6 protein-coding genes and 1 pseudogene are annotated in these 12614 nt (G+C 60.5%); 1 reads left to right on the forward strand and 6 read right to left on the reverse strand.

Annotation, left to right across the window (positions count from 1 at the left end; all coding sequences use genetic code 11):
- Positions 1-11 precede the first annotated feature (11 nt).
- The 6 genes and pseudogenes from ACQB61_RS03385 to ACQB61_RS03410 form a co-directional block, all read right to left on the reverse strand.
- The gene (locus ACQB61_RS03385; protein ID WP_430511490.1) at positions 12-1001 is read right to left on the reverse strand and encodes a LysR family transcriptional regulator; all 990 of its coding nucleotides are present in this window, start codon (positions 999-1001) and stop codon (positions 12-14) included.
- A 10-nt stretch (positions 1002-1011) separates the two neighbouring features.
- A complete protein-coding gene (locus ACQB61_RS03390) occupies positions 1012-1434 on the reverse strand; it encodes a LysR family transcriptional regulator (protein ID WP_430511491.1) in 423 nt (140 codons plus the stop codon).
- Between the two features lie 88 nt (positions 1435-1522).
- Positions 1523-3255, reverse strand: a pseudogene (locus tag ACQB61_RS03395) (ShlB/FhaC/HecB family hemolysin secretion/activation protein).
- On the reverse strand, positions 3255-4718 hold the full coding sequence (locus tag ACQB61_RS03400; RefSeq protein ID WP_430511492.1) for an MBG domain-containing protein: 1464 nt from the start codon (positions 4716-4718) through the stop codon (positions 3255-3257). Before ACQB61_RS03400 ends, ACQB61_RS03395 begins: the two are co-directional and overlap by 1 nt.
- Positions 4715-10333: a GLUG motif-containing protein gene (locus ACQB61_RS03405; RefSeq protein WP_430511493.1), complete on the reverse strand. Its 5619-nt coding sequence runs from the start codon at positions 10331-10333 to the stop codon at positions 4715-4717. The genes ACQB61_RS03400 and ACQB61_RS03405 overlap by 4 nt, the downstream gene beginning before the upstream one ends.
- 462 nt (positions 10334-10795) lie before the next feature.
- A complete protein-coding gene (locus ACQB61_RS03410) occupies positions 10796-11506 on the reverse strand; it encodes a GntR family transcriptional regulator (RefSeq protein ID WP_430511494.1) in 711 nt (236 codons plus the stop codon).
- Between the two features lie 331 nt (positions 11507-11837).
- Between ACQB61_RS03410 and ACQB61_RS03415 the strand changes: the two genes are divergently transcribed.
- Positions 11838-12611 (forward strand): LamB/YcsF family protein, encoded by a 774-nt coding sequence (locus ACQB61_RS03415; RefSeq protein WP_430511495.1) that lies wholly within the window; start codon positions 11838-11840, stop codon positions 12609-12611.
- Positions 12612-12614: the final 3 nt, after the last annotated feature.

The following is a 12614-nucleotide window of genomic DNA, read 5'->3' on the forward strand; positions in this document are numbered from 1 at the left end:
GGCGGAGCGGCTTATGGAAGCGTATCCGGGCCGGGACCGATCAGTTCCGGCCCGAGCCCTTCCCGGTAATGACAGCCGAGATTGGTCAGCAAGGCGCGGGCCCGTGTCTCATGTTCTTGAGCGGCCCCCTCAAGCCAGCTTGAAAACCGCGAGACGATCCGCCGGTTGAAGTGCTTCGGCGGGCAGACCAACCAATAGGCCGCAAAGTCGATGACGGGGAAATCCGGGCAGAAGGGGACAAGCTCCCCGCGCTCCAGTTCCGGCAGGCATAGCGTCAGACTGTCCAGCGCCAGCCCGCCGCCCTGGCGTGCCAGCTCGATCGACATGGACGAGCGGTCAAAGCGGAACTGATAGCTGAGGCCGGGCAGGTCGATGCGGTTCGCCGCCAGCCACAGGTCCCAGCGGTAAAGCATCTTCACGCTGTCGATGAGCCTTGCATGGGCCAATTGCTCTACCGGGTCTGGAGATATGGCCTGAAGTGAGCGCAGGTAGTCCGGGCTGCAGAAGGGCAGCACCAGATCATTCATCACCGGATTGACGGTGAGGCCCGTCCAGCCGCCGAGACCATAGCGCAAATCAAGATCCACCGCTTCTGTCTCGAACACGGTGAAGTCCGGTGTTGCGTCGATGCGGATGTTCCATTCCGGACTGGTGCTTGCAAAGGCGGCAATGCGCGGGCCAAGCCAGCGCACGCCGAAGCTGGGGCTGACGCGGATCGTCAGGTTGCGCAGGTCACGTTGACGGACGATCGCTGAGCGGGCGTTGCGGATGGCGGCGAAGGCCTGAGTGGTCGTCTGGAACAGGCGGTCGCCATCCAGCGTCAGCACCAGCCGCCGCTTCTCCCGCCGGAACAGGCGTACGCCAAACTGGCTTTCGAGCAACCGGATCTGCTGGCTGACGGCAGACGGCGAGACGCCCAGCTCCTCAGCGGCCCGGGTGACGCCACCAAGCCGCGCCACGGCCTCGAAATATTCAGTCGATTTGAGATTGATGTCCCGCATGGGTGGCAGACTAGATCAGTGACCGGGCTGAGGGAAAGCATGCTGGAGTTTCTTTTGCAGTCATTCCGGCTGACTGAAGTCTTTCAGGTTGAAGGCGTCCTGATGCGCACTTTGGAGTCCGCTTCGCTGACCCACGCAGGGTGAGGGGCAGCAAAGGCGTGTCTGTTGCTGCAGGCCTACGCGCAGCATAGACAATGCCTGCCGCACGGGGGGTGATGGTATCTGCAAAAGTGGTTGGTGCAACGCCGCGATCCTGCCGGGTAAACAACTGGCCTCCCAGCTGTGTGCGCAGCCTGGCGATGGCGTTGCTTACGGTTGGTTGGCTCACGCCCAGCTGTTTGGCGGCAAGGCTGATGTTCCCGGTCTTGTAAATGGCTTCGAAAACCAGCAGCAGATTCAGGTCGATCTTCCGGAAGCCTTTCTCGTCACTCATTTTCGGCACCATCATCGCAAGCAGAAGCAGCCGGGCGGCTGTCCGCCCGTTCCTGAACTGTCACCGCGAAGTGGCGGGAGCCTGCCGTTCAGAATCTAGTCATGACACGCAGGTTGAAGCGGTTGGCATCCTTTATGCCAGTTGCTGACCCATGGGCATATTCAAGCGAGACGGTCGCCGAACGGGGGCTTGCGGCCTCCGAAAGGCCAGCGCGAATGCCGACGCCGAAGGCGTGGGCGCGGGTGAGTTTTGTTTCCAGTGCTGTGGCAGCTTCGAGCTTTGAAATACCGGCCGCACCGAAGACGTATGGCGCGGCAGCTGCATCGAAGCCGCCGGGCAGGGGAAGGGCGACAGGCACCGAGAGTTCTGCACGGATCGCCGCACCTGAATCGCCTTCAAGCTTGCCCGACCCGAAGGCAGAAACCCATTCGCTGCCGCCAAGACCCGTCTGCTCGGAAGCTACCAGAGCATCGCCGAAGGAAGTCTGAGCCTTGCCGCTCGCCTGAAAATTCAGGCGCTGCGCAAAAAGGACTGGTTGTACCGGGCCGACATGTCGAGCTTGCTGAAGTCCGGCTTTGCGCCGGAACGGGTGAGCGGGAGGCTCGTCGTACCAGAACGCGCACCCAGGGCATCCAGACCGAAGGAGGCGGTCATGTCTCCCGAAATCACCGCGCCCCACGGGGCATAGAAATCAGCCGACTGGTTGAAGCGCAGCACCCTTGTCTGATCTTGCGCCCAGTCGAAACGGGATGTCCCAATGTTGAGCTTCTGCTTTTCGGCAGCCAGATCCAGGCTGATCTGGCTGCTGGTGTTGAATGTCCGGCTGCGCACCCACTTGTAGCCCAGGCGGACAGATCCGCGCTGATAATGATCCATCAGGGTGAAGCCTGTCTGGCTGAGCGGGTGGGTGCGGCTGTCGACGCCTTCCAGACCAAGCCAGAGGCCATTGGTGCCAAGCGGCATGGAAACACCGCCGGCGATCTGCCGGTTGCGCGGATCACTGCTGAAGAAGCCGCCGTCAAGGCCGGGATAGCCAGCCAGCCGCAGATAGAAGACTTCACCCATCCCCAGAAGGCTGTTGAGATCAACGCCTGCGCTGACCGAGTAGCGCCCGAGGTTGCGGTCGAGGCTGTTGTCCATGGAGAGTGTGGCCGCGACCGGATCATGCCGGCCATCCACCACGATCACCGTCGCGCCAGTCTTGCTGCCTGCCTGAAGGGCGGATCTGAGCAGCAGGCCGGCCGTGTCGCCCGCCAGCAGCAGCCGCCGCTCCAGTTCTTGAAGCGTCACATTCTTGCGGCCTGTGAGAGGCGCCAGCGTGCGCTGGACAATGCTCTGGACCCGCGAAGGCAGGGCAGAGACATCAATGGCCTCCACATAGCCCTCGGTGACGGTCAAGCGCAGCGGCTTACCATCGAGAATGGTTTGCGGCGGCAGGCTCACGCGGACCAGGACATATCCCGCCCGCACATAGGCGGCCTCCAGATCACGGGCCGCAGAAAAGAGATCTGCCGCCGTAACCCGCCGGTTCTTGAGCTTTCCTTCGATACTGGCCGTCTCGGACGAAAGTTCTGCAAGCCCGCCTTCGACGATGAGGCCGGCTGGAGTGACCTCCAGCTTCTCTGCACCTGCCGGTGCATCAAGTCCGGTTGTGGCCGGAATCGTAAGCCCCTGGCGTACTGGTGAAATGGTCGCAGGCGCATAGTCGGGGCGCACCAGCTGGCTCGCCGTTTGAGCCTGCGCGCACAGCGGCAGCAGACTGACAGCTGCCAGCAGGCCAAGACGCCGGGGATTGAGGAAGGTCGTCATGCCATATGCCATCAGTTTGCACCACCCGCGCAGCCAGAAGTACCTTCACCTGCAGCTGCACAGTTGATGCCTGAAAGCCAGATGTCCCGCAATATCAACTGACTATCCTGATCACTTTGGCCGTCCTGTGTGCTGTTTTCGCCAGTTGTGCCAACAGTTACCAGCCGCCAGACTGGCTTGGACATGCTGGGAGCCTGAATTTCACCTCCCCGCCAGGTGACAAGGTTGATGCTCTGCCGCGAGGGCAGGCTGGTATCGGACCCAGCCGGTACGGGACCGGGCGTCATGCCGGGATTGATTGTCAGCGTGCCATCGCGGAACTGCAGTGTGTAGTTCGTTGCGGTCAGTCCCGATACTGCAATGACATACGTGCCTGCCTGGACTGCGCCGATGGCAGACCCGCCATAGCTCAGGCTGCCACTGAGCGCGGAGGCTGTCTCACCATTGACGAAGCCCGAGAATGTGACGCCAGCGCCACCGGCATAGGCGGATCCATTTGCCGTCATCACATCGTCCTTTGCGGTCACGATCAGGTTCGCTCTGTTCACGCTGAGAGTGCCTGCGTCGAAAGTGATGTCATAGTTGCTCGAGCTCAGGCCCGAGACGCCGATGCCATAGGTTCCGGCATTGACTGCGCCGATTGCGGTGCCGCTGTAGGCGAGCGTGCCGGTGAGGACTGCCGCCGTTTCGCCATTGACGAAGCCTGCGTAGCTGGCGCCGTTGCCGCCGCTATAGGCAAGGCCGTCGTAGGTCTTGCTGTCATTGGCAGCCGTCACGGTCAGGGCAGCCTTGTTGATGGTGAGGTTCCCGGAGACGAAGGTAATATCATAGCCAAGCTGGCTAGAATGGAGGCCGGAAAGCTTCAGGCTGCTGCCACTATATGCGCCAGCATTTGCGCTGTTGGCCGTGTAGGCCGCTGTTCCGGACACAAGCGACGTGTTGTAACCCGGCGTTCCGAAAACCAGGGTGCCGGTGCTGCCGCTCGAGGCCGAACCGTCATAGGTCTTGCTGCCGCTGCCGCCGGTCACCGTCAGGCCGGTCATAAAGCTGCGCAGCAGCGGGCCTGTGAAGCCGTCGTAGATACGCCAGACGGAGGAGGTGCCGCCTTCGTCATCGATGCTCCAGCCCGCTCCCGTGAAGGTGGACAGGCTGTTCAGCTGTGCGGTGGTCAGGCCCGTAACATCTGATGACCCGCCTGCACCCACGCCAATGTTCTGGCCGGTGCGCTGTGTATCAAAGAAAGAAGCGTTGATGATCAGGTCGCTGCCACGCGCGCCAACCAGCCCGCCGTTGCTACCTGTGCCGGTTACCACACCGGTGGCATAGCTGTTGGTGATCGTGCTGTCGCTGCCATAACCCACCAGGCCACCGGCCCTGTTGTGGGCGGTCACGGAGCCGGTGGCGTAGGTGTTGGTTAGCGAGCCGCCCGACATCCGGCCAACGAGGCCGCCTGCGCCATCAACGCTGGCCGTCACGCTTCCAGTTGAAAAGACGTTGGAGATGGCACCGCTTGATACCGAACCCGCGATACCGCCGGCGTTGCGCCCGGCCGAAACGGTTCCGGCGGCATAATAGGAAGCACTGAGACTTCCCCGGCCATCTGGCCTGTCAGCCCGCCCGCCATTTCATTTGCCGTCACGTTTGCCGTGGCAAAGGAGCCGGTGATCGTTCCCGCGTTGTATCCTGCGAGTCCGCCTGCGGCCGTGTTGGTGGCAGTGACCGTTCCGGAGACACTGACGTTCGAGATCGTACCGAAATTCTGGCCAGCAATGCCGCCGACGTAATCGGTGCCCGAGATGCTGGCATTGGCTATCGTCAGATTAGAGACACCGCCGGCAGCGCCAATGTAACCGAATAGGCCTGCGTCGGCGCCGGAACTGTCGATTGTGAACCCGGAAATCGTGTGTCCTTGTCCGTCGAACGAGCCGGCGAAGCTGTTGGTCTGCGTTCCGATGGAGAGGAAGCCTGCGCCTGAGTTCCAGAGGGACGTGCCACTGGCGTCGAGATCTGTTGTCAGGACAAAATCAAGGGACCGGAGGCTGGTGGATGCCATGCCCTGCAAGCCGTAGATATCCGCGATCTGATACGGAGTTCCGGACGAGCCATTGCCACCCGTGGCACGCAGGAAGGTGCTGCCGTTTGCCATCCGGAAATTCGTCGCCGAGAATCCGGGCAGAGAAGCTGCAACCTGGATCCATGAACCAGCCTGCAGGTCAAAAGTGCCCAGGCTGATGGCACCGGATGCGGTCATCGCGCCGCCCGAGTTCAGCACAAGCGATCCATTTGTGCCGCCGTCAGAAATGCCCGCAAGCGATATGTTCCCGCTTGCATTCAACGTCAGGGTATGAGCAGCGGACGACCAGGACAGATTGTCCAAAATGGTCATATTTCCGCCTGCGCTCAGGCTTCTGTCGCCGTTGATCGTAAAGGCGCCGCCGCTGTTCAGGGACAGAATGCCGTCGGCCGTCAGGTTGGCGTCGAGGGCGTAGGAGGCGGCGCTTGCGTTCAGATAAACGCCGCTTCCAGACGTTGTCAGTGGCGTCAGGGTCACGTTCGACAGGCGGGACAACTCCGTGTCCGTGTAGCTGCCACGTGTGCTTGCGAGTTTCAGCTGGGTTGCCAGCAGGCCTGTCTCGTTGGTGATCAGGTGGATAGCGTTGCCATACGTCGAGACATTTTGCACCCCGTTGGTGCCAATAGCGTCCGAGAAGGCTGCGTTGAGCGTGCTGTTCCCGGTCTCCACATAGGTGAGGACGCCAGCTGCGTTGAGCGCAGATGCATTTGCAAGGATGTAGTAGTAGCCATTGGCCCCGGTGACCGCACTGCCAATGCTGGCGCCGCCGGACACGGCGGTGATCAGGCTTCCGGCCAGGGCCGTGTGGCCTGCATCGCTGTAGGCGATGCCGGAAATGGCGATTGGCGTGGTGCTGTAGGCCCAGCTGAGATAGGGATAAAGGTTTGTGCCGGTGCCCCAGATGGAGGATGAGAAGCCAGTGGGCAGGCTGCCCTGAAGCTCGGCCGTGGTGCGGGCAGTAATGCCCCCAGAGCCACCAGAAATGCCGGTCGACTGTCCACTGGTCTGGGTGTTCCAGTAGGCGTTGGTGATTGCCGAGGCGCTGTTGTTGTTATAGCCGGCGAAGCCGCCAACCTGCGAGCTGCCACTCACATAGCCTGTTGAATAAGCGTTTGTGATGATGCCGTTGTTGAAGTTGACCCCAACAAAGCCGCCGATGTTCGCCGCTGATCCCAGGCCGATCACACGGCCGGTGGCGTAGGAATCCGTAATCGTACCCTCATTGTGGCCGACGAAGCCGCCGATGGGTCCAGAGCTGCCAGTGACGGTTCCTGTGGCATAAGACTGTGAAATTGTTCCGCCATTGCCGGAGTAGCCGTTGGCGCCAACAAGGCCGCCGATATAGCCGTTGCCCGCAGTATTCGTGCCGGTGACATTACCCGTGGCGTAGGACTGCGTGATAGTGCCGCCGCTGATGAGGTAACCGGCAAGGCCGCCGACTTGATATCCAGCGCCAGTTACATTACCGCTCGCGGACGAACTGCTTACCGCGCCGCCATCGATCGTGCCAATCAGTCCGCCCGAATTGACCTCACCAGAGCTTTCACCGCTCACGCTTGTGCTGGCACTTGCTGACGTGACCGAGCCGCCATTCATGTAGCCGATGAGCGCACCCACGTTGCTGTTCGCCGTAATGCTGCCGCCGGACAGAGTGACGTTGCTGATGGTGGCTCCATTCGTGTAGCCAAACAGGCCAACATAGTTCAGGCCGGCGCGGTTGATTACCAGGCCGGAAATCGTATGGCCGTTGCCATTGAAACTGCCGGTAAAGGCCGAGCTGTTCGAGCCTACGGGCTTGAAGCCGGACGAACCCCAGATGCCGCCAGAGAGCAGGGCACTGGCCATGCTGATATTTGCACCAAGGCTGTAGCTGGCGGAAAGATCCAGCGCCATAAGCTGCAGCGCAGCAGGTGTGGTGATGACGCTGGAATACTCGTTGCGCAGCATCGGGCGGGTGTCGCCGTCGAACATCACCCAGTCGTTGGTTAAGTCAAAGCCGCTGTAGGTGGATTGTGTGAAGGCATTCGCGGTGCTGATGCCTGTGCCGCCTGCGCTGTTGGCTTGCCCTGTCGTGCCGGTGTCCCAGTAGCCATTCGTGACGGTTATTGCTGTCGCATCTACGCTGCCGATCAAGCCACCAGCATTCGTGCCACCTGTCACCAGTCCACTGGCATAGACATTGACTAGAGTGCTGCCCTGAACCGTCGTTCCCAGCAGTCCACCTATCCCGCTGCCAGTACCAGTGACAGAACCTGTAGCATAAGAGTTTGTGATCGTGGCCGCACGGTTTCGTCCGACCAGACCGCCAACTTCGCCCGCTCCCGAGACGGTGACATGAGAGGAGGAGAGACTGATCGTCCCCTGGTCGCTCCAGCCAACAAGTCCGCCAACCAGGCTGTCCTGTCCGGTGACGCTGCCTGTCGCATGAACATTTAACAGCGTTCCGCTTGAAAGCCGGGCGGCGGCACTGCCTACAGTGCCGTTGCCGATGATCGATACATTGGACAGGGTCAGGTCACGGATGGTGCCGGACGTGAGGCCGAACAAGCCTAGTACCGACTCGCTGGGCCTGTTGATCATGAGGCTGTCAATAAAATGCCCGAGGCCCGTGAATGTGCCGCTGAAGCCAGCGATTGCGGCAAAGCCTGCGCCGCTGTTCCAGCTTGCGGTGGAGCTTGCGTCCAGGTCCGTGGCAAGTGCGTAGTTGCTAGAGCCGCTGACATTTTGAAGGTCTGTCATATTGCGGATCAGCGTGTAATTCTCACCGCCAATGGTGAGAGTGGACGATGCTCCGGGCAGGGATATGCGGGCGCCATTGACAAGGGTGTAACCGGCCCCGTGCGCAAGGGACAGTTGCGCATTTGCGCCGGTCAGCGTGATATCTTTAGACAAAACCAGTTGAGTGGCTGCCGTCAGGTTCAGATCTGCACTGGTGCCGCTGCTGGAAAGCGCGCCATTGACTGTAAGACTGCCCGATGTCGTCGTGAGCGACATTGAAGTGCCGAAAGTCACCGGTCCTGTCACCGTCAGGGCACGGTTGCTGGCCACGGCAAATGACCCGTCAGCGAAAGATGTGCCAAGAACTGCAATCGAGTTGCCGGCATTCGTCAGACTGACTGATCCGCCGTTTGAGGCCGTCGCCCTCAGCGTGTTGGCGGTAACCGCGGTGCCGCCTGCCTGATTGATCCCGCCTGAACCGGCGATCAGCGAGAGTCCGCCATTGCTGCCGGATGATGTGATGTCGGCATTGATGAAGATGCCGCCGGTCGTCGCATCGGCATTCAGCGTGAGTGTTGTGTTCGAAGACCAGGAAACGGCGCTCGAAACGGTGATGTTACCTGCTTCGGAGCCCGCGCCTGCGGTCAATATCGTTATGTTTGTCGACCCAAGATATGAGGCCAAGGTCGAATTGTTAATGTTTGCTCCAGAGCCGACGGGCGATATAGCCCACGGATTGCTGCCTACATTGACAGAGGCATTGTTGCTGGCTGCAGAGGAAATGGTCATATTGTAGGGATCGAGGAGCCACATGCCTGCAGCGCCACTTTCCGAAGCCGTTGAAACGCCGAAATTGCCGCCAAACAGGAGATTGTGACCAGATGTTTCGATCAGGCCACCTGTAGCGGTTCCAGCTGCCCTCGCGCTGATCGCTCCTGCAAAGATCGTGGTGTCATCAGACCAGAGCACAACCTTGCCGCCAGCTCCTGCCGTGCCATCTGCCTGGATAACCGCACCTTCTGCCAGATAGGTGCGCGTGGCGTTGGCAACTGTTTCAGACACGAAGTTGTTGGCAGCCGTCTTGCCACCCTGATAATCGCCACCCAAAAGCACCGTGCCGCCGGTTGCGCCGCTGGCGTTAATCAGGGAGCCGCTTTCGGCCCACACGAGCTGGCCGGTGACGATGACGGTGCCGCCCGTGCCGCTGGCGGAGGTCGCATCTACCGTTGTGCCCGTTCCGATCAACGCAGTGCCGCCGTCATCGCCCGTCGCTGCTGTAACCTTGACCGAGCCCCCGCCGGTGGTGCCGGAGGCGTTGACCTTGGCTCCTTTCAGCGAAACGTTCTTGCCGGAGACAGCAACCTTGCCGCCCTTTCCAGACGCTGCGCTGACGTTGACTTTGCCCGAGACCTCGACGCTGCCGCCATCGCCGCCGCCGATGACGATGGCTCCGCTCTTGCCGGAAACCGTGCGGGCCTCGGCGACGCCTGACATGTTGACTGCCTTGCGGGCAGCTTCGCGGGCGGTTGCCGCCTTCATGACAACTGTGCCGCCGTCAGCGGAGAGCGTGCCGCCGTTCTCGATCAGCGCGCCATCACCTTCCTGATCTTCCTCAGTCGGCAGGGACACCTGCATGAAGCCGTCGCCCGACAGGTCCAGCGTTACCCGCTCGCCTGAACCGAGGCCAATCCTGCCCATAGGCGCTGCAATCAATCCGTCATTGCGCACAGTGCCACCCAGAAGGGCAGCATAGCCCCCTCTGCCAATGGTGATGACACCTTCATTCGATACGGACTTTGAGGCGCCATCGCCCGCAAAGTTCAGGCTGCCTTTCAGAAAGTCTTCGTTGGTAATGTCCAGCGTCGAGGCGATAAAGCCGCCGCCAATGTTGACAGTGCCAGTCGGCGTGATGGCGATACCGTTCGGATTGACGAGCACCACCTGCCCATTGCCGGTAACCGCGCCGGCGATTGTGGAAGGCGTTGCACCAGTGACGCGATTGAGAATCGCTGACGAGGCGCCAGGCTGAACGAAATTCACGGTGTTGCCAGCGCCAATAGAGAACGCATTCCAGTTAACGATGGACCGGTCGGAGCCTTGAGTCACGGTCATGACGTTTCCGGAAACGCCGACAGAGACATCCCCGGCCTGAATATTTGCTCCGGTTGGAAGCTCTCCTGCCAAGGATATGTGCGGCAAAAAGAGTGCCGTTGAAGTCATAAGTGTAATGGCAATGCGGCCGATGGACGAATTTTTGCGAAATGAGGTCTCTGTTTGATGCGTGTATGGAGACTTCATTTGCTTTTCCTCTGTGTTATTTTTTGTTTATCTTGTTATGTTCGGGTGAAAAATTCTTGTTACTTCTATTAAATTATTATTATTTTGGATGTTCTGATCTCGGGTTTGGGTCCCAATGTGCAGGGCTACGAAGGTGCGATCTTTCTTGAGGGCGCAATACTATGCCGTCAGATGTCTCGATCTAGTCTCATCCTCCCAAAAAGATCGCAGCTCATGCCAGGGACTTCTTACTCTGCGTGGGCAATCTTTCCTAGGGCTTATCCCAGAGTTTCTGGTGCAAAAATCTCCTTTGTTGAAATAGGTTGTATTGGTTTTCTGAATATCTCGCCACACGGCATATGCGGCAGGCATGATTGAGGAGTGCCTGAAAGCAGGGCTGGAATGCGCGCGGAGGGAGTTTGGGCGCCGTTACGACCGGACGGGCTGCAAAGGGCAATCGCTTCGGTGAGATGTGCCTTTTACTCAGCGCGGTTTGCGTTCTGCCGGCTTCCGCTCCAGCCTTTCGTAGGCGCCCAGGATGAAGCGCTCCGCCTGTTGCAGATAGGCCTCCAGTTTCGCCGAGGCGCCAGCCGCATCACCGGATTTCAGAAGGTCGAGAATGATCTGGTTTTGATCCACATAAGGCCCATGCAGATACTCCGGATCATGCAGAAGCCCGAAGACGAGACGCAGCTCGGCTGAGACCTGCGCATAGAAAGCGGAAAGACGCGGGCTGTCTGCGAGTTCCACAATCGCGGAATGGAAGGCAATGTCGGCGCTGCCCACGCTGAGCCATTCCCCGGCTGCCCGATGGGCGCGGGCGGCGTCAATGGCAGCCTGCATCCTGGCGACTGCCGGATGGAGCGGGTGGGCATGAGCAAGGGCAGGGCACTCGATCAGGCGGCGGATGCGGTAGATATCGACAATCGTGGACATGTCCGGCGTGACGACAAAAACGCCCCGGTTCGCCTCGTGCCGCAGCAGGCCTTCTTTGGTGAGCAGGCGGAACACTTCGCGCAGGGTGTTGCGTGAAACCTGCATGGCTTCGCAGAGCTGCACTTCCGACAGATGGCTGCCCGGTGTGAGAACGCCGTCGATGATCTTTTGCCGCATGCGTCCGGCAACTACGTCAGCCAGAGGTTGCGCCTGTTCGTCTGCCGGAGCCGCAAGGCCTGCCGGAGCGTTTTTCTTCATGTGTGCTCCCTGCGGAATGGCTGCCCCGCCATCCTCTCCCATCCGTTCGCCTGGTGCCCGCTCCGGGGGCAGGAGAATCGGATATTCGCGCAAATTATGAGGCGCAGCCCACTGCTACAAGCAGCATGCGCGGGCCACTCTGTTATCCTGCCGCCTGTATGTGCAAACTTGCAGTATTTGCTAAATTTGTAGGCGTCAACATGCCACATTGCAGTGCAATACAATAAAATTGTTCAACAATATAGACAAGCCTCTTCGCCTTTGCTACGCCTTGAAGCAAGGGGAGGGCCGTGCTGTCCTCCTGTCAGGGTTGCGTGGCAAGGCAGGGCAGATGCGGGTGATCGACCTCAACAGCGATCTGGGCGAGAGCTTCGGTGCATGGACCATGGGCGATGACAGCGCCATGCTGGACATCGTCAGCAGTGCCAATGTGGCTTGCGGCTTTCATGCCGGTGATCCTGCCGGCATCCTGCGCACCTTGAAGGCAGCTGCCGCACGCGGTGTCACGGTTGGCGCCCATGTGGGCTACCGTGATCTTGCCGGTTTCGGCCGCCGCAATATGGACCCGTCCAGCGAAGAGCTGACCGGTGACGTGATCTACCAGATCGGCGCCCTCAAGGGGCTGGCGGCTGCGGCGGGTACGCAAGTCACCTATGTGAAGCCGCATGGGGCACTCTACAACACCATCGCCTTTGATGCCCGGCAGGCCGCTGATGTCATCCATGCCGTCAAGGCCGTCGATCCATCCCTTGTGCTCGTGGCCCTCGCAGGCTCGCCGCTGATCGCGCAGGCCCGCGCATCTGGCCTTGAAGTCGTTGGTGAGGCTTTCGCTGACAGGGCCTACACGCCGGAAGGCAAGCTGGTGTCGCGCCGCGAGGCTGGGGCCGTGCTGCATGATCCGGAACTGGTTGCCCGGCGGATGCTGCAATTCGTTACCGAAGGAACCGTGGACGCCATTGATGGCAGCCTCGCCCATATTGAGGCCGGGTCCATCTGTGTGCACGGGGATAGCCCGGATGCCGTTGCCATGGCCCGCCGGGTGCGCGAGGTACTGGAGGCAGCGGGCCACCGCATTGCCCCCTTTGCTGCGGCGGGCAAGGCCTGAGAT

The sequence above is a fragment of the Pannonibacter phragmitetus genome, from assembly GCF_050510895.1.
Taxonomy (GTDB): Bacteria; Pseudomonadota; Alphaproteobacteria; order Rhizobiales; family Stappiaceae; genus Pannonibacter; species Pannonibacter phragmitetus_B.